The following is a 17591-nucleotide window of genomic DNA, read 5'->3' as shown; positions in this document are numbered from 1 at the left end:
TAGTTGTGAACCTGCTACCCGCCCCCCGTAGCCAACGGTAGCGCTTCTAAAATCGTCCCTTTCGCTGAGTTGTTTCCCGGTTTTCACGCATCCACCTGATTCAAAACACTTTTCATTCCCCCTACATCTCGTCCACAACCTGTGGCACACTTTCTGCTGTCTATTCCGTTGTTACATACCGTATTCCGGTATAGCGGAATAAACATCACCCTGGAGTGCTTGCCATGCATCGCCGACCTTCCTTGTTCAAAGCGTGTGTTCTTCTTTTTGCAGCGTCTGCCGCTGCCGTGGGCGTGGCCCAGGCGGCGGACGGCAAGCTCGACAGTGTTCTTGCCCGCGGCAAGCTGATCGTGGGCACCGGCAGTACCAACGCGCCTTGGCATTTTCAGGGGGCGGATGGCAAGTTGCAGGGCTTTGATATCGATATTGCTCGCATGGTCGCCAAAGGCCTGTTCAACGACCCGAGCAAGGTCGAGTTCGTGGTGCAGTCGTCCGATGCGCGGATCCCCAACCTGCTGACCGACAAGGTCGACATGAGCTGCCAGTTCATCACGGTCACCGCCAGCCGTGCCCAGCAGGTGGCCTTCACGCTGCCGTACTACCGTGAAGGCGTCGGCCTGCTGTTGCCGGCAAACAGCAAGTACAAGGAAATCGACGACATGCAAGCTGCGGGTGACAGCGTTACCGTGGCGGTGCTGCAAAACGTCTACGCCGAAGAGCTGGTGCACCAGGCGCTGCCCAAGGCCAAGGTCGATCAGTACGACAGCGTCGACCTGATGTACCAGGCGGTGAACTCCGGCCGTGCCGATGCGGCGGCCACCGACCAGTCTTCGGTGAAGTACCTGATGGTGCAGAACGCTGGCCGCTACCGCAGCCCGGCTTATGCCTGGAGCCCGCAAACCTATGCCTGCGCGGTCAAGCGCGGCGATCAGGACTGGTTGAACTTCGTCAACACCACCCTGCATGAAGCCATGACCGGCGTTGAGTTCCCGACCTACGCGGCGTCCTTCAAGCAGTGGTTCGGTGTCGACCTGCCGACGCCAGCCATCGGTTTTCCCGCCGAATTCAAATGATCCCGTGAGGGCGGGGCGTTCGCGCCCCGCTCAAGGTACTGCCGACCATGAATTATCAGTTGAACTTTGCCGCCGTATGGCGCGATTTCGACAGCTTGCTGGCGGGGCTCGGCCTGGGCCTTGAACTGGCGCTGGTGTCGATCGCCATTGGCTGCGTGATCGGCCTGCTGATGGCGTTTGCCTTGCTGTCGAAGCATCGCGCGTTGCGGGTGCTGGCTTCGGTATATGTCACGGTGATCCGTAACACGCCGATCCTGGTGTTGATCCTGTTGATCTACTTCGCCTTGCCGAGCCTGGGGATTCGCCTGGACAAGATTCCGTCGTTCATCATCACCCTGTCGCTGTATGCCGGGGCCTACCTGACCGAAGTGTTCCGCGGCGGTCTGCTGAGCATTCCCAAGGGCCAGCGCGAAGCCGGCCTGGCCATCGGCCTGGGCGAATGGCAGGTCAAGGCCTACGTCACCGTGCCGGTGATGCTGCGCAATGTGTTGCCGGCGCTGTCGAACAACTTCATTTCGCTGTTCAAGGACACCTCGCTGGCGGCCGCGATCGCCGTGCCGGAGCTGACTTATTACGCGCGCAAGATCAATGTCGAGAGCTACCGGGTGATTGAAACCTGGCTGGTGACCACGGCGCTCTATGTGGCGGCCTGCTACCTCATTGCCATGATGCTGCGCTACCTCGAGCAGCACCTGGCGATCCGCCGATAGGAGGCCCCCATGTACGAATCCCCCAGTTGGTTGCATGAGTTATGGGTCGCGCGCGAGCCGCTCTGGCAAGGCTTCCTGACCAGCGTGCAGGTGTCTGCGCTGGCGATTTTGCTGGGCACGCTGCTCGGCGTGTTCGCTGGCCTGGTGCTGACCTACGGCAAGTTCTGGATGCGCGCACCGTTTCGTTTTTACGTCGATGTGATTCGCGGTACGCCGGTGTTCGTGCTGGTGCTGGCCTGTTTCTACATGGCGCCGGCACTGGGCTGGCAGATCAGCGCGTTCCAGGCCGGAGCGTTGGGGCTGACGCTGTTTTGCGGCTCCCACGTCGCCGAGATCGTGCGCGGTGCGTTGCAGGCCTTGCCGCGCGGGCAGATGGAAGCGAGCCAGGCCATCGGCCTGACGTTCTACCAGGCCCTCGGCTACGTGCTGTTGCCCCAGGCGATGCGGCAGATCCTGCCGACCTGGGTCAACTCGTCCACCGAGATCGTCAAGGCGTCGACGTTGTTGTCGGTGATCGGCGTGGCCGAGCTGCTGCTCAGCACCCAGCAGATCATCGCCCGGAATTTCATGACCCTGGAGTTCTACCTGTTCGCCGGATTCCTGTTCTTCGTCATCAACTACGGCATCGAGTTACTCGGCCGGCACATTGAAAAGCGGGTGGCCTTGCCATGAATCAGACTCAAACCAACGCACAACACGGCCAGCCGCTGCTGGACATCCGCGGCCTGCACAAGCGTTACGACCAGCTCGAAGTGCTCAAGGGCGTCGACCTGAGCATGCAGCGCGGCAACGTGGTGACGCTGATCGGTTCCAGCGGTTCGGGCAAGACCACGCTGTTGCGCTGCGTGAATATGCTCGAAGAATTCCAGGGCGGGCAGATCCTGCTCGACGGCGAATCCATCGGCTATGACGAAGTCAATGGCAAGCGCATCCGCCACCCGGAGAAGATCATCGCCCGCCACCGTGCCATGACCGGCATGGCGTTCCAGCAATTCAACCTGTTCCCGCACCTGACCGCGCTGCAGAACGTCACCCTGGGTTTGCTCAAGGTCAAGAAGCTGCACAAGGACGAAGCGGTGGCCCTGGCGGAAAAATGGCTGGAGCGGGTCGGCCTGCTGGAGCGCCGCGATCATTTTCCCGGGCAGTTGTCCGGCGGTCAGCAGCAGCGCGTGGCGATTGCCCGGGCGATTGCGATGAACCCGAGCCTGATGCTGTTCGACGAAGTCACCTCGGCGCTGGACCCGGAACTGGTGGGCGAAGTGCTCAGCGTGATCAAGGGCCTGGCCGAAGACGGCATGACCATGCTGCTGGTGACCCACGAAATGCGCTTCGCCTTCGAGGTCTCGGACAAGATTGTCTTCATGAACCAGGGACGTATCGAAGAGCAGGGGCCACCCAAGGATCTGTTCGAACGCCCGCAGTCACCGCGTCTGGCTGAATTTCTTAAAAGTACGCGGTTTTAAACACTCGATTTTCAATCAGGAGAAACACCCATGAGCATTACTCGTTACGGCACCGGCAGCACCGCCGCGGGCGGCCAGCCTCGCCCTTTCGCCCGCGCCGTTGAAGCCGATGGCTGGCTGCACGTTTCCGGGCAGGTGCCGGCGGTGGACGGCGAGATCATTACTGGCGGCATTGTCGAGCAGACCCACCAGACCATGAAGAACCTGGTCGCGATTCTCCAGGAGGCCGGTTACGGCCTGGAAGACGTGGTGCGTGTTGGCGTGTGGCTGGAGGATCCGCGGGATTTCACCAGTTTCAACAAGGTCTTCGGCGAGTACTTCAAGCCTGAACATGCTCCGGCGCGGGCCTGTGTGCAGGCGAACATGATGGTTGACTGCAAGGTCGAGATCGACTGCATCGCGTACAAGAAAAAGGCCTGAACCGAGGTGGCTTCATCGCCAGCAGGCTTGCTCCCACATTTGGAATGCGTTTCCCTGTGGGAGCTAGCCTGCTGGCGATGGCGGCCTAACAGTCGCCACCGCACTCTCGGTAAACTCCCGGGATTTTGAAGGGGAACCACTGACATGACCGAAGACACCATCAAGCGCCGGGCACGCGGTCTGGACCGGGCGTTCGATATCCTCGATTTCCTCAAGGAGATCGGCCAGCCCCTGCGCCCGAACGACATTGCCAGCGGCATCGGCAGCCCCAAATCCACGGTCTACGAGCTGGTGGCCTCGTTGCTCGAACGGCGGATCCTCGAGCCGGTGGGCAAGGACGGTCACGTCTACCTCGGTCGCCAGCTGTACTTCCTCGGGCAGGCGCACCTGCGCCATTTCGACCTGAGCCGCGAGGCCGATCACGCCCTGCAGGACATCGTCAGCCAGACCCGTGAAACCGCGCAGATGTGCCTGCTCAACGGGCGCAAATACACCGTGGCGCTGATGAAGGAGGGCGAGCGGCATTTCCGCATTTCCTCGGACATCGGCGAGAACGCGCCCATCCCCTGGACCGCGTCCGGGCGCCTGTTGCTGGCGCATTTGAGTGACCAGGAAATCGTCGACCTGATCGACCACGACGACTTCATCCTGCCCACCGGCGAACGCTTGCCGCTGGAGCAGTTTCTCAAGGAAATCCGCCAGGCCGGTATCGACGGGTTTTTCTCCTTCGATAGCGTGGCCGACACCTTTACCCATTGTTTCGCCGCCCCGGTCAAAGACCCGAATGGCGTGGCCATCGCAACCCTGTGCATCGTCGCCCCCCGGGCCGATGCCAGGAACAATTACAACGACTACCGCCGGGTGCTGATCGACAGCGCCAACAGCCTGGCCCGTCGCATCAACGAATAACAGCGGCTGCCCGCGGCCGCGAATGTGAGGAGTTCGACCATGTCTTCTGCGAAAAATACTGCCGCCGTGGAAAAGGGCTTTGCCCACACCGGCGCCAACCTGGTGCGCGACGTCAGCCTGCCGGCGCTGGTGCTGCATCGCGAAGCGCTGGAACACAACATCCGCTGGATGCAGGACTTTGTCAGCAACAGCGGCGCTGAACTGGCGCCCCACGGCAAGACCAGCATGACCCCGGCGCTGTTTCGCCGGCAACTGGACGCCGGCGCCTGGGGCATCACCCTGGCCAGCGCCACGCAAACCCGTGCGGCCTACGCCCACGGCGTGCACCGGGTGCTGATGGCCAACCAGCTGGTCGGCACACCAAACATGGCGTTGATTGCCGATCTTCTGGCGGACCCGGCGTTCGACTTCTATTGCATGGTCGATCACCCGGACAACGTCGCCGATCTCGGCGCGTATTTTGCCTCGCGAGGTGTGCGCCTGAACGTGATGATTGAATACGGCGTGGTTGGCGGTCGTTGCGGTTGCCGCAGCGAACAGGAAGTGCTGGACCTGGCCAAGGCGATCGCCGCGCAACCAGCCTTGGCGCTGACCGGGATCGAAGGGTATGAAGGCGTGATCCACGGCGATCACGCGGTGAGCGGCATCCGCGCGTTCGCAGGCTCGTTGGTGCGTCTGGCGGTGCAGTTGCAGGACAGCGGTGCCTTCGCGATCAACAAACCAATCATCACCGCTTCGGGTTCGGCCTGGTATGACCTGATTGCCGAAGAGTTCGAGGCGCAGAACGCGGGCGGGCGCTTCCTCAGCGTCCTGCGCCCCGGCAGTTATGTGGCGCACGACCATGGCATCTACAAGGAAGCGCAATGCTGCGTGCTCGACCGTCGCAGCGACCTGCAGGAGGGCCTGCGCCCGGCGCTGGAAGTCTGGGCGCACGTGCAGTCGTTGCCCGAACCTGGCTTCGCGGTGATTGCCCTGGGCAAGCGCGACGTGGCCTATGACGCCGGATTGCCGGTGCCGTTGCTGCGTTACCAGGCCGGTGTGGTACCGGCCAAGGGCGATGACGTCAGCGCCTGCAAGGTCACCGCCGTGATGGACCAGCATGCCTTCATGACCGTGGCGCCGGGGGTTGATCTGCGGGTGGGCGACATCATTTCGTTCGGCACTTCGCACCCGTGCCTGACGTTCGACAAGTGGCGTACGGGGTGCCTGGTGGATGAGCAGTTGAACGTCATCGAGAACATGGAAACCTGTTTCTAAGATTTCGACCGCGGCGCGGCCATCGCCAGCAGGCTGGCTCCCACAAGGGTCTTGTGGAAACTGAAGATCCATTGTGGGAGCCAGCCTGCTGGCGATGGGGCCCTGACAGACAACATCGCAATACCAGAGACCCCACAATAATGAACACCATCAACACCCCACGCATCGCCCTGATCGGCGAATGCATGATCGAGTTGCAGCATCGCGCCGATGGCAGTCTGCAACAGAGTTTCGGCGGCGATACCCTGAACACCGCGGTCTACCTGTCCCGGGAACTGGGCGCCGCCGGCACGGTGGATTACGTCACCGCCCTGGGCGATGACAGTTTCAGCGATGCCATGTGCCAGAGTTGGGCCGACGAAAACATTGGCCTGGGCATGGTCCAGCGCTTGCCCGGTCGCTTGCCGGGGCTGTATTGCATCCAGACCGACGCCGCCGGCGAGCGGCGTTTTCTCTATTGGCGCAATGAAGCGGCGGTGCGCGATTGCTTCACCACCCCGGCCGCCGCGCCGATCCTGGCGGCGCTGCCGGATTACGACGTGTTGTATTTCAGCGGCATCACCCTTGCGGTGCTGGGCGTACAAGGTCGGGAAAAATTGCTGGAAACCCTGATCGAGGCCCGCCAGCGCGATGCGCGCATCGTCTTCGACAACAACTACCGCCCGCGTTTGTGGGCCTCGGTGGAGGAGGCGCGGGCGGCTTATCGCAAGGTCCTGCCCTATGTCGACCTGGCGCTGCTGACTGTCGATGACGAGCAGGCGCTGTTCCATTTCTCCGATTGTGCGGCGGTGTTTGCCGCGTACGAGCAGATCGGCACGCCTGAAGTGGTGCTCAAGCGCGGCGCCGAGGCGTGTTTGATTCGTTGCGACGGCGAGTCGTTCGAAGTGCCGGCGCAGAAGGTCGAGCGGGTGGTGGACACCACGGCGGCGGGGGATTCGTTCAGTGCGGCGTACCTGGCTTCGCGGCTCAAGGGGGGGAGCCCGGTTGAAGCGGCGGAGGCGGGGCATCGGTTGGCGAGTCGGGTGATTCAGGTGCCCGGAGCACTCATCCCCAAGTGAGTGCTGGATGGCCGCTGGCTGCGCCATCGGTTCGCCAGCAGGCTGGCTCCCACAAGGGCCTTGTGGACACAGAAGATCCATTGTGGGAGCCAGCCTGCTGGCGATGGAGCCCCAAAGCCAACCCATCAGTCGCGGTAGAACACCTGCACCAGGTGATACCCAAACTTGCTCTTGATCGGCCCATGCACCACCCGCAGCGGTTTTTTGAAGATCACCGCATCGATCGCACCGACCATCTGCCCCGGCCGCACTTCACCCAGGTCGCCGCCGCGTTTGCCGGACGGGCAGGTGGAGTACTTCTTGGCCAGTACATCGAAGGCTTCACCCTTGGCGATGCGTTGCTTGAGTTGTTCGGCTTCTTCCGAAGTTTTCACCAGGATATGGCGGGCTTGAGCTTTCATGGGGCAGGTACCTTGCAACGGTCGTGACAGCGGGGCGGGCGATTATGCCTTAACTCACTGCGCTTGACCGATCATCGTGCGAATCTTGTTGGCCAACAGATCGATGGAAAACGGTTTGGCCACCATGTCCATGCCTTCTTCGAGAAAGCCCTGGCGTTCGGCGGCCATTTGCGCGTAACCGGTCATGAACAGCACTTTCAGTTCCGGGCGATGCTGACGGGCAATCTCCGCCAGTTGCCGGCCATTCATCCCGGGCAGCCCGACATCGGTGACCAACAGATCGACTCGCAAGTCGGATTCGAGCAAGGGCAGGGCCGTCTTCGCATTTTCGGCTTCATAGGCGTGATAACCCAACTCCTTGAGCAGATCGAACACCAGCATTCGCACCGCCGGGTCGTCCTCCACCAACACCACCGTTTCGCCGGCAATCGCCGACGGTGCTTCGCTGATCACCGGCGACAGCACGTCCTGCGGCTCAACGTCGAGCAGTCGCGGCAAGTACAGGCGCACGCTGGTGCCCTGGCCGGGCATGCTGAACAGGGTCACGTGGCCACCGGACTGCTGGGCGAAACCGTAGATCATCGACAAGCCCAATCCGGTGCCTTGGCCGATGGGTTTGGTGGTGAAGAACGGGTCGAAGGCCTTGGCCAATACCTTCGGGGTCATGCCGGTGCCGTTGTCGCTGACCGCGATCATCAGGTAATCCCCGGCCTTGACCGGTTCCAGGGTGGTGATGTCACTGCCGTCGAGATAGACATTGGCAGTTTCGATGCACAACCGGCCACCATCGGGCATGGCGTCCCGGGCGTTGATTACCAGGTTGAGCAGGGCGTTTTCCAGTTGACTGACATCGGTACTGACCGGCCACACGTCTTCGGTCAGTTGCAGCTTGAGTTCGATATGGTCGCCCTTGGTTCGGCTGAGCAGGTCTTCCAGGGAGTGGATCAGGTCATTGGCGTTCAGCGTCTTGCGATCCAGCGACTGGCGCCTGGAGAACGCCAGCAGCCGATGGGTGAGGGCGGCAGCGCGGTTGGCCGAGGACACCGCGGCTTCGGTGAAACGGGCGATTTCGGCGGCGCGGCCGTCGGCAATGTAGCGTTGCATCAGGTCCAGGCTGCCGATGATCCCGGTGAGCATGTTGTTGAAGTCATGGGCGATGCCGCCCGTGAGCTGGCCCACTGCTTCCATTTTCTGCGCATGGCGCAGGGCTTCTTCGGCGCGCTCGCGTTCGAACATCTCGCTGAGCAGTTTTTCGTTGGCCTCGGCCAGTTGGCGGGTGCGGGCGCTCACCCGTTCTTCGAGGGTTTCGTTGAGGTTGCGCAAGGCTTCTTCGGTCTGTTTGCGCTCGGTTTCGTCGATGACGAAGATGTAGAAACCATTTACCGCGCCATCCGCACCGTGACGCGGCAGGTAATTCATCAGCGCCTGGCGGATGCTGCCATCGCGGTGCGGGGTGCTGATGCTGAAGCTGCAGGCCTTGCCGGCCAGGGCCTGGGCGATGTACCCGGCGCGCAGGGCATAGGCCTCGTCGCCCAGCACTTCGCGGACGGTGCGGCCGAAGAGTTCCTGGGGCGTGAGGCCATACCAGTCCAGGTAGGCGGCGTTGTTCAGGCGAAAGCGTTCCTCGCGGTCGACGTAGCTGATCAGGATCGGCATGGCGTTGATGATCAACTGCAGCTCGGTCTGGCTCTGGCGCAAGGCCTGCTCGGTGTTCTTGCGCTCGGTCAGGTCGAGGGCGGCGCCGAGGAAGCGGATCGGCCGGCCGTGGTGATCCTTGTAGCAACGGCCGCGGGCGAACACCCAGCGCAGCTGGCCATCGGCTAGCAGCAGACGGTATTCCTCGGCGTATTCGGTGCCGTGGGTAATGCAGTGCTTGATGCTGCGGGCGATCAGGGTGCGGTCTTCGGGGTGGACGCCGTGCAGGTATTCGCTGATCGGCAACTGGCCGGACAGCGCCGGTTCAATGCCGTGCAGTTGGGCGAAATGGGCGTCGGCGATGAAGCGGTCCTCGCTGATGTCCCAGTCCCAGGTGCCGACCGCGTCGGTGGCGGCGAGGGCCAGTTGCAGGCGCTCCTCGGTGTCTTGCTGGGCCTTGAGGCTCGCGGCGGAGCGCTGTTCCAGTTCGAGGGCGATGCGCCGGCGTTCATTGGTTTCGATCGCAGTGACCAGGATGCCGGCGACCTGGGCGTTTTCGTCGCGGATGGGGCTGTAGGTCAGGTCAAGCCAGAAGTCGGAATCGATGCCGTCGCGCTGAAGGGTGAAGCGCTGTTCGCTGTAGGTTCGCACCTGGCCTTGCAGGACCGCGCTGTAGATCGGGTCGGTAAAGTCCTTCAATTCGGGCCAGATCAGGTGGGTTGGCTGTCCGAATGCGTGCGGATGCTTGCTGCCGGCCAGCAGCGCGAAGCCATCGTTGTAGATCTGTGTCAGTTGCGGCCCCCAGAGCAGCAGCATCGGCATCGGCGAGTGAATCACGATGTCCACGGCGGTACGCAGGCTCTGCGGCCAGGTGCTGGCGGCGCCTAGGGGGCTGCTCGCCCAGTCGAGCCTGGCAATCAGGGCCTGGGCATCGCTGCCGGTGGGTGATGCGTTCATCTGGTTGTCCTGAACATGATTCGGTGTGGCGGCCTCTACTATTCCTGCAGGGCAGTAGACGCTGGATGGCCTGCTTCAGGTCATTCTTTTTATCATTGAATGCTCCACGGATATTTTTTGCCATGGAAATCGAACCCCTGCAGGTGTTTCAGTCCTGGAGTTCAGGGCGGTTGCGGAATTGCTCGAGGGCTTGGGGATTGGCCAGCGCATCGGTGTTTTTCACCTTTTGCCCGTGCACCACATTGCGCACCGCCAACTCGACGACTTTGCCGCTGATGGTCCGGGGAATGTCGGTGACCGCGACAATCTTCGCCGGCACATGCCGGGGTGTGGTGTTGGCGCGAATGACCTGGCGAATCTGCTGCTGCAACGCCTCATCGAGTTCCACGCCATCGCGCAGGCGCACGAACAGCACCACCCGTACGTCATCCTGCCATTGCTGACCGATGGCCACGCTGTCGAGCACCTGCGGGACCTTTTCCACCTGGCGATAGATTTCCGCGGTACCGATGCGCACGCCGCCGGGGTTGAGCACCGCGTCCGAACGGCCGTGGATCATCATCGCACCATGAGGCAGCTGTTCGGCGTAGTCGCCCTGGGCCCAGACCCCGGGAAACTGGCTGAAGTAGGAAGCCTTGAGCTTTTCGCCGTCGGGGTCGTGCCACAGGCCGATGGGCATCGCCGGAAAGTGCCGGGTACACACCAGCTCGCCTTTTTCACCAATCACCGGTTGACCCTGGTCGTTCCATACCTCCACGGCCATGCCCAGGCTCTTGCCCTGGATCTCGCCACGGCGCACTGGCTGCCAGGGGTTGCCGTTGACGAAACAGGAGACGATGTCGGTGCCGCCTGACATCGACGCCAGGCACAGGTCGGCCTTGAAATCGCGATAGACGTAGTCGTAGCTCTGCGGCGACAGCGCCGAACCTGTGCAGAGCAGGGTCTTGAGGCTGCCCAGCTCATGGCTTTGCGCAGGCTTCACGCCGCTGCTTTGCAGAGTGGCGAGGTACTTGGGGCTGGTGCCGAATACCGTGATGCCCTCGTCGTCGATCAGATCGACCAAGCGATCGGCATCCGGCTGGAACGGCGAGCCGTCGTACAGCACCACGGCGCTGCCCACCGCCAGGGCCGAGACCAGCCAGTTCCACATCATCCAGCCGCAGGTGGTGTAGTAGAACAAGCGGTCACCGGGGCCGAGATCGCAATGCAGGCCGTGTTCCTTGACGTGCTGCAGCAGCACGCCGCCGGTGCTGTGGATGATGCATTTGGGCACACCGGTGGTGCCGCTGGAGTAGAGGATGTACAGCGGATGGGCGAAGGGCACCGGGACGAAATCCGGTTCGCCGCCAGGTTCATAGAAGTCGTCCCAGAGCGTGACGTTGGCCGGGGTACGGAAGTCTTCGATGTGAGTTCTGGGCTGTGCGTATGGCACGATGACCAACTGCTGCAAGGTCGGCAGGCGTTCGAGGATTTCGTTGACCTTGGCGGTCTGGTCGATCTCCTTGCCGGCGTAGCGATAACCGGCGCAGGTGACGAGCACTTTCGGTTCGATCTGGCCGAAGCGGTCGATCACCCCCTGGGTGCCGAAGTCTGGCGACGAGCAGGACCAGATGGCCCCGAGGCTGGTGGTGGCGAGCATGGCCACCAGGGTTTGCCAGGTGTTGGGCATGCACGCCGCCACCCGGTCGCCGAGGCCGACACCGGCCGCGATCAAGCCATTCTGGAAGCCGGCGACATGCTCGGCCAGTTCGGCCCAGGTCAGGTGTTCACGCTGACCGTTTTCAGCCACGGCCACCACGGCCACGGCATCGTCACGACGGCTCAGCAGGTGTTCGGCGAAGTTTAGGGTCGCGCCGGGAAACCACTGGGCGCTGGGCATCTGCGCGCCTTCGAGCAGCACCGCGTCGGGTTGCTCATGGAAGCGGATGTCGAAGAAGTCGACGATGGCCTGCCAGAAGTCCGTGCGCTGATCGATCGACCATTGGTGCAGGGCGGGGTAGTCGTCGATGTGCAGGTGGTGGCGTTGATTGATGAAGCGCCGAAAGGCCTCCATGCGGGTCTTGCCGATGCGCTCGGCGCTGGGTTGCCAGAGGATGTCGGACATGAGTTGCCTCTTTATTATTCACGCACAAGCCGAGGTAGACACATTTCACAGGGTGGATGGTTACTGCGCCAACCACCCCCCATCGACATTCCATGCCGCGCCACGCACCTGGGTGCCGGCTTCGCTGCACAGGAACAACACCAGCTCACCCAATTGCGGTGGCGTCACGAATTCCAGCGACGGCTGCTTCTCGGCCAGCAAATCATGCTGCGCCTGCTGCGGGTCGATGCCGGTGGCGGCGCGGTCGTCGATCTGCTTCTGCACCAGCGGCGTCAGCACCCAGCCCGGGCAAATCGCGTTGCAGGTGATGTTGCTGGTGGCGGTTTCCAGGGCGACCACTTTGGTCAGCCCGATCACCCCGTGCTTGGCGGCGACATAGGCGGCTTTACCCGTCGAACCCACCAGGCCATGCACCGAGGCAATGTTGATCACCCGGCCCCAGCCCTTGGCGCGCATGCCCGGCAGGCTCAGGCGGGTGCTGTGGAACACCGACGACAGGTTGATGGCAATGATCGAGTCCCAGCGCTCCACCGGGAACTCGTCCACCGGCGCCACATACTGGATGCCGGCGTTGTTGACCAGAATGTCGACGCCGCCGAACTCACGCTCGGCGTAGGCGATCATGTCGGCGATCTGCGCCGCGTCGCTGACGTCGGCCGGATGATGGCCAACCTTGCCGCCGAACTGCTCTACCTCGGCGATCACTTTGGATGCATCGCCAAATCCGTTGAGAATCAGGTTGGCGCCCGCCTTGGCCAGGCTCAGGGCAATGCCCAGGCCGATGCCGCTGGTGGAGCCGGTGACCAGTGCGGTCTTGCCCGAAAGAGTCGTCATCAATACCTCACACAATGCCAGTGGCGTAGAAAGTGCCGATCACTACGAAAACCGCGAGGGTCTTGATCAGCGTAATACAGAAAATGTCTTTGTAGGCCTCGCGGTGGGTCAGGCCGGTCACCGCCAGCAGGGTAATCACCGCGCCGTTGTGCGGCAGGGTGTCCATGCCGCCACTGGCCATGGCGGCCACCCGGTGCAGGACTTCCAGCGGGATGTTGGCGGCGTGGGCGGCTGCGATGAAGTCATTGGCCATGGCCGCCAGCGCAATGCTCATCCCACCCGACGCAGAACCGGTGATGCCGGCCAGCAGGGTCACGGTTATCGCTTCATTGACCAGCGGATTGGGAATGCTCTTGAGCCAGTCGGCCAAGACCAGGAAGCCCGGCAAGGAGGCGATCACTGCGCCAAATCCATACTCCGACGCGGTGTTCATCGCCGCCAGCAACGAACCGCCGACCGCACTTCTACTGCCCTCGGCGAGTTTGCCGCGAATCGCCTGGAAGCCGAACACCAACACCATGAGGATGCCGACCAGCAGCGCGGCTTGAACGGCCCAGATAGCCGTCAGCTTGGCGATTTCAGTGGTCACCGGCGCGGCCATGCCTGGCAGTGCGAGGCTGTGGGTCTTGCCGTACCACTGTGGGATCCATTGGGTAAACAGCAGGTTCATGATGCCCACGGCCAACAGCGGAGACAGGGCGATCCAGGGGTTGGGCAGCTTGATGTCGGCAGCGGTTTCCGGCTCGTTGCGCAGTTCGGTGCCATAACCCTCACCGGCCAGTTGAGCCTTTTTGCGTTGGCGCTGCAGAAACAGCATGCCGGCGCAGACCACGAAGATCGCGCCGATCAAGCCCAGCCATGGCGCAGCCCAGGCGGTGGTGTTGAAGAAGGTACTGGGGATGATGTTCTGGATCTGCGGGGTGCCGGGCAGGGCGTCCATGGTGAACGAAAAGGCGCCGAGGGCGATGGTCGCCGGGATCAGGCGCTTGGGGATGTTGCTCTGGCGGAACATTTCCGCGGCGAACGGATAGACCGCGAACACCACCACGAACAGCGAGACGCCACCGTAGGTCAGCAGGGCGCAGACCAGCACGATCACCAGCATCGCCTGGCGGGTGCCAAGCAAGCGAATGGCCGCCGCGACGATCGAGCGCGAAAAACCCGACAGTTCGATGAGCTTGCCGAACACTGCGCCGAGCAGGAACACCGGGAAATACAGCTTGATGAAACCGACCATTTTTTCCATGAACACCCCGGTGAAGGCAGGGGCGACGGCAGAAGGATCGGTGAGCAGGACGGCGCCGAGGGCGGCAATCGGGGCAAAAAGGATAACGCTGTAGCCACGGTAGGCAGCCAGCATCAGCAGCGTGAGGGCTGCCAAGGCAATGATCACACTCATGGTGTGTCTCCTGGATTGTTATTTTTTTAAGGTAGTACGTTGTGGGGAGGGGCTATAGCGAGATTTGTGCCAGGTGGTTAAGTTGTTGAAATATAAAGAAATATTAAAGAAGGCCAGGTTGCGATGGTTTGAGTTGTCTCGGTTTTGAGATTTTTGGTGGTCTTTCCGGCCTCTTCGCGAGCAAGCCCGCTCCCACAGGGATACCGTATGGCAGGAAGAATACGATCCCTGTGGGAGCGGGCTTGCTCGCAAAGAGGCCATATCTACCAATGGAGATTTATGTCTCTTTATAGAGACTCAGCAATCCCCAACGCCACCATCTTCTTGTACAACGTCGACCGCCCCAACCCCAATCGTGCCGCTGCTTCAATCACCTTGCCCCCGCATTGCGCCAAGGCGTTTTCAATCAATTGCCGATCAAACCGTTCCCGCGCCGCACTGAACGTCTCATGCGCCACCGGCTCGATACTCAACGGCGCCACGCGCGCAACCGGCATAAACGTGCCGATCGCAGCCCGGATATCCATCTCCGTCAGCCGCAAATCATCACTGAGCAACGCCGCCCGCTCCAGCACGTTACGCAGCTCGCGAATGTTTCCCGGCCAGGCGTGTTGACCCAGCAGCGCCAACGCTTCGCCGTTCAGTTCGTGCTGGCTGCGCAGCTCTTCAAGGATCGCTTCACTGAGGGCGGGCAGGTCGTCGAGACGGTCGCGCAGGGGTGGCACCTGGATCGGCAGGACGTTGAGGCGGTAGTACAGGTCGGCGCGAAACTCGCCGCGTTTGATCGCCGCTTCCAGGTCGGTCGAGGTCGCGGCGATGACCCGCACATCGCTCTGGATCACCTCGTTGGAACCGACCGGCTCGAATTCCTTTTCCTGCAGCACCCGCAGCAATTTACTTTGCAGCGGCAACGGCATGTCGCCGATCTCGTCGAGAAACAGCGTGCCGCCCTGGGCGATCTGCAGTTTGCCGGCGCGGCCTTTGCGGTCGGCGCCGGTAAAGGCGCCAGGGGCGGTGCCGAAAAATTCGGCTTCCAGCAGCGATTCGGGGATCGCGGCACTGTTGATGCTGACAAACGCCTTGTGCGCGCGCGGCGATGCATTGTGGATCGCCTGTGCCAGCAGTTCCTTGCCGGTGCCGGTTTCACCGAGCAGCAACACCGGCGAGTCGGTGCTGGCGCTGCGCCGGGCACGACGCTTGACTTCCAGGCTGGCGGCGCTGGTGCCGATGAAGTGGGCGAAGTTGTAGCGGGTCTGGCGCGCACGCAGCAGCGAGCGCGTGGAAGCCAGCTCTTCCTGCATGCTCATGTAGCGCTTGAGCATCGGCGACAGGCTGCGCAACTCGTCGAACAAGGCAAAACCGATGGCGCCGATCACCTCGCCGGCATCGTCGTGAATCGGCAGGCGCATCACCACCAGCGGTTCCTTGGGGGTGTCCTGCATGTCGAGCAGGATCGGTCGGCCGGTGCGCACCACTTCGCGCAACAGGCTGCCGGGGATCACGCTTTCGCAGGCCTTGCCAATCGCGCTTTCGGCCGATTGCAGGCCGAATCGCTTGGCATAGCGCTCGTTCATCCAGACGATGTTGGCATCGCGGTCGACGATCACCGTGCCTTCACTGGACTGCTCGATGATCTCGAACAGCGAGCGGATCGCCAGCAGGCGTACGCGCTGGTAGTCCTTGAGGCTTTCGGTGGTGTTCATGGGGGCTGATCCTGATGATGTGTTGCCAGTGGCGGCCTCTTCGCGAGCAAGCTCGCTCCTACAGAAGGCCGCGACGCGGTCTGACTGAATTATGCCTGTCCCACATGTGCCGCCGCCAACAGCTCCTTGGTATAGGGATGCTGCGGCGAATCGAACACGTCGTGGCTGGCACCGCTTTCGACCACCTTGCCGTCCTTGATCACGATCATGTCGTGGGCCAGGGCGCGCACCACCGCCAGGTCATGGCTGATGAACAGGTAGGTCAGCCCGTGCTTTTCCTGAAGCTGGCGCAGCAGGGCCACTACCTGCTTCTGCACGGTACGGTCCAGCGCCGAGGTCGGTTCGTCCAGCAGGATCAGCGCCGGCTTCAACACCAGCGCCCGGGCGATAGCGATGCGCTGGCGCTGGCCACCGGAGAACTCGTGGGGGTAGCGATGCCGGCTTTGCGGGTCGAGCCCGACTTCCTGCAGCGCGCGGATCACCTCGGCGTTGCATTGCTCAGTGGTCAACTGGCTATGCACTTCCAAGCCTTCGCTGATGATCTGCGCCACGGACATGCGCGGGCTGAGGCTGCCAAACGGGTCCTGGAACACCACCTGCATTTTCTTGCGCCACGGCCGCAACTGTTTCTGCGTCAGGCCATCGAGTGCCTGGCCCTGGAAGCGGATGCTGCCTTCGGAGTCCAGCAGGCGCAGGATCGCCTGGCCGAGCGTGGACTTGCCGGAACCCGACTCGCCGACGATGCCCAGGGTCTTGCCCCGCTGGATATTCAGGCTGATGCCGTCCACGGCCTTGAGGTAGGTCTTGCGTCGGAACAGTCCGCCACTGACCGGAAACTGCACCCGCAGGTCGTGCACCTCCAGGACTTTCTCGCGTTCGTCCCGGGGCAGCGCTACGCCTTCCGGCTCGGCATTGAGCAGCACGCAGCTGTAAGGGTGTTTCGGTGCGGTGAACATCGTCTCGCAGGTGGCCTGCTCGACAATTTCGCCGGCCTTCATCACGCAGACACGCTGGGCAATGCTGCGCACCAGATTGAGGTCGTGGCTGATCAGCAGCAGCGACATGCCCAGTCGCTGTTGCAGCGACTTGAGCAGCAGCAGGATCTTGCGCTGCACCGTCACGTCCAGCGCCGTGGTCGGTTCATCGGCGATCAACAGTTCCGGCTCGCAGGCCAGGGCCATGGCGATCATCACCCGCTGGCGCTGGCCACCGGATAACTGGTGGGGGTAGGCCTTGAGCCGCTCCTTGGGCTTCTGGATACCCACCAGGTGCAGCAATTCGAGAATCCGCGCCTGTGCCGCCTTGCCGGCCAGGCCTTTGTGCACCAGCAGGGTCTCGCCGATCTGCTTCTCGATACTGTGCAGCGGGTTCAGGGAGGTCATCGGCTCCTGGAAGATCATCGCGATGCGATTACCCCGCAGTTTGCGCAATTTGCTCGCATCGGCGCCCACCAGTTCCTGGCCGCGATAACGGATGCTGCCGGTGGTCTCGGTGCCGCATTCGGGCAGCAGCTGCAGGATCGAGTGGGCGGTCACCGACTTGCCCGAACCCGACTCGCCGACCAGCGCCAGGCATTCGCCGGGGCGGATGTCAAGGCACAGGTTGCGCACCACCGTCTGGCCACTGAAGGCCACGCTGAGGTCACGGATTTCGATCAGGTTGCTCATA

General features: G+C 62.4%; 15 protein-coding genes. 8 read left to right on the top strand and 7 right to left on the bottom strand.

Annotation, left to right across the window (positions count from 1 at the left end; genetic code table 11):
- The first annotated feature begins 224 nt into the window (after nt 1–224).
- The 8 genes from ACM6I6_RS18940 (at nt 225) to ACM6I6_RS18905 (ending at nt 6890) form a co-directional block, all read left to right on the top strand.
- Nucleotides 225–1073 (top strand): transporter substrate-binding domain-containing protein, encoded by an 849-nt coding sequence (locus ACM6I6_RS18940; protein WP_408596682.1) that lies wholly within the window; start codon nt 225–227, stop codon nt 1071–1073.
- 47 nt (nt 1074–1120) lie between these two features.
- Nucleotides 1121–1783, top strand: coding sequence for an amino acid ABC transporter permease (locus tag ACM6I6_RS18935; protein WP_414920494.1), 663 nt, complete (start codon nt 1121–1123; stop codon nt 1781–1783).
- 9 nt (nt 1784–1792) lie between these two features.
- Nucleotides 1793–2455, top strand: a complete 663-nt coding sequence (locus ACM6I6_RS18930) for an amino acid ABC transporter permease (RefSeq protein WP_274075952.1) — start codon at nt 1793–1795, stop codon at nt 2453–2455.
- Nucleotides 2452–3246, top strand: a complete 795-nt coding sequence (locus ACM6I6_RS18925; protein ID WP_414920493.1) for an amino acid ABC transporter ATP-binding protein — start codon at nt 2452–2454, stop codon at nt 3244–3246. Before ACM6I6_RS18930 ends, ACM6I6_RS18925 begins: the two co-directional genes overlap by 4 nt.
- 30 nt (nt 3247–3276) lie before the next feature.
- Entirely contained in the window at nt 3277–3666 is a 390-nt protein-coding gene (locus ACM6I6_RS18920) for a RidA family protein (RefSeq protein WP_274075954.1), read from the top strand.
- Nucleotides 3667–3810: 144 nt separating this feature from the next.
- The gene (locus tag ACM6I6_RS18915) at nt 3811–4575 is read left to right on the top strand and encodes an IclR family transcriptional regulator (RefSeq protein ID WP_414920492.1); all 765 of its coding nucleotides are present in this window, start codon (nt 3811–3813) and stop codon (nt 4573–4575) included.
- Nucleotides 4576–4614: 39 nt separating this feature from the next.
- A complete protein-coding gene (locus tag ACM6I6_RS18910) occupies nt 4615–5832 on the top strand; it encodes an amino acid deaminase (RefSeq protein WP_274075956.1) in 1218 nt (405 codons plus the stop codon).
- Between the two features lie 140 nt (nt 5833–5972).
- A complete protein-coding gene (locus ACM6I6_RS18905) occupies nt 5973–6890 on the top strand; it encodes a sugar kinase (protein ID WP_414920491.1) in 918 nt (305 codons plus the stop codon).
- A 125-nt stretch (nt 6891–7015) separates the two neighbouring features.
- Here the strand turns inward: ACM6I6_RS18905 and ACM6I6_RS18900 are convergent, their stop codons facing one another.
- The 7 genes from ACM6I6_RS18900 to ACM6I6_RS18870 form a co-directional block, all read right to left on the bottom strand.
- Nucleotides 7016–7291, bottom strand: a complete 276-nt coding sequence (locus ACM6I6_RS18900) for a peptidylprolyl isomerase (RefSeq protein WP_007933743.1) — start codon at nt 7289–7291, stop codon at nt 7016–7018.
- A gap of 54 nt (nt 7292–7345) precedes the next feature.
- Nucleotides 7346–9883, bottom strand: a complete 2538-nt coding sequence (locus tag ACM6I6_RS18895; protein WP_414920490.1) for a PAS domain-containing protein — start codon at nt 9881–9883, stop codon at nt 7346–7348.
- A 148-nt stretch (nt 9884–10031) separates the two neighbouring features.
- Nucleotides 10032–11987 (bottom strand): acetoacetate--CoA ligase, encoded by a 1956-nt coding sequence (locus ACM6I6_RS18890; RefSeq protein ID WP_414920489.1) that lies wholly within the window; start codon nt 11985–11987, stop codon nt 10032–10034.
- 60 nt (nt 11988–12047) lie between these two features.
- Entirely contained in the window at nt 12048–12821 is a 774-nt protein-coding gene (locus ACM6I6_RS18885; RefSeq protein ID WP_323606347.1) for a 3-hydroxybutyrate dehydrogenase, read from the bottom strand.
- Between the two features lie 7 nt (nt 12822–12828).
- Nucleotides 12829–14220: a GntP family permease gene (locus ACM6I6_RS18880; protein ID WP_274075961.1), complete on the bottom strand. Its 1392-nt coding sequence runs from the start codon at nt 14218–14220 to the stop codon at nt 12829–12831.
- A 287-nt stretch (nt 14221–14507) separates the two neighbouring features.
- A complete protein-coding gene (locus ACM6I6_RS18875; protein WP_414920488.1) occupies nt 14508–15923 on the bottom strand; it encodes a sigma-54 interaction domain-containing protein in 1416 nt (471 codons plus the stop codon).
- 89 nt (nt 15924–16012) lie between these two features.
- Nucleotides 16013–17590, bottom strand: a complete 1578-nt coding sequence (locus ACM6I6_RS18870) for an ABC transporter ATP-binding protein (protein WP_323606344.1) — start codon at nt 17588–17590, stop codon at nt 16013–16015.
- Nucleotide 17591 lies beyond the last annotated feature (1 nt).

The organism is Pseudomonas sp. IT-P218, from assembly GCF_949767605.1.
Classification (GTDB): Bacteria; Pseudomonadota; Gammaproteobacteria; order Pseudomonadales; family Pseudomonadaceae; genus Aquipseudomonas; species Aquipseudomonas putida_AE.
The sequence above is the reverse complement of the archived record's forward strand: the minus strand, read 5'-3'. Positions and strand labels throughout refer to the sequence as shown.

Bases quoted from the DNA above. Each gene is read 5' to 3' on its own strand.
- ACM6I6_RS18920 (WP_274075954.1), top strand. From the start codon at position 3,277: ATGAGCATTACTCGTTACGGCACCGGCAGCACCGCCGCGGGCGGCCAG.
- ACM6I6_RS18910 (WP_274075956.1), top strand. From the start codon at position 4,615: ATGTCTTCTGCGAAAAATACTGCCGCCGTGGAAAAGGGCTTTGCCCAC.
- ACM6I6_RS18885 (WP_323606347.1), bottom strand. From the start codon at position 12,821: ATGACGACTCTTTCGGGCAAGACCGCACTGGTCACCGGCTCCACCAGC.
- ACM6I6_RS18935 (WP_414920494.1), top strand. From the start codon at position 1,121: ATGAATTATCAGTTGAACTTTGCCGCCGTATGGCGCGATTTCGACAGC.
- ACM6I6_RS18940 (WP_408596682.1), top strand. From the start codon at position 225: ATGCATCGCCGACCTTCCTTGTTCAAAGCGTGTGTTCTTCTTTTTGCA.
- ACM6I6_RS18890 (WP_414920489.1), bottom strand. From the start codon at position 11,987: ATGTCCGACATCCTCTGGCAACCCAGCGCCGAGCGCATCGGCAAGACC.
- ACM6I6_RS18900 (WP_007933743.1), bottom strand. From the start codon at position 7,291: ATGAAAGCTCAAGCCCGCCATATCCTGGTGAAAACTTCGGAAGAAGCC.
- ACM6I6_RS18915 (WP_414920492.1), top strand. From the start codon at position 3,811: ATGACCGAAGACACCATCAAGCGCCGGGCACGCGGTCTGGACCGGGCG.
- ACM6I6_RS18880 (WP_274075961.1), bottom strand. From the start codon at position 14,220: ATGAGTGTGATCATTGCCTTGGCAGCCCTCACGCTGCTGATGCTGGCT.
- ACM6I6_RS18870 (WP_323606344.1), bottom strand. From the start codon at position 17,590: ATGAGCAACCTGATCGAAATCCGTGACCTCAGCGTGGCCTTCAGTGGC.
- ACM6I6_RS18925 (WP_414920493.1), top strand. From the start codon at position 2,452: ATGAATCAGACTCAAACCAACGCACAACACGGCCAGCCGCTGCTGGAC.
- ACM6I6_RS18895 (WP_414920490.1), bottom strand. From the start codon at position 9,883: ATGAACGCATCACCCACCGGCAGCGATGCCCAGGCCCTGATTGCCAGG.
- ACM6I6_RS18905 (WP_414920491.1), top strand. From the start codon at position 5,973: ATGAACACCATCAACACCCCACGCATCGCCCTGATCGGCGAATGCATG.
- ACM6I6_RS18875 (WP_414920488.1), bottom strand. From the start codon at position 15,923: ATGAACACCACCGAAAGCCTCAAGGACTACCAGCGCGTACGCCTGCTG.
- ACM6I6_RS18930 (WP_274075952.1), top strand. From the start codon at position 1,793: ATGTACGAATCCCCCAGTTGGTTGCATGAGTTATGGGTCGCGCGCGAG.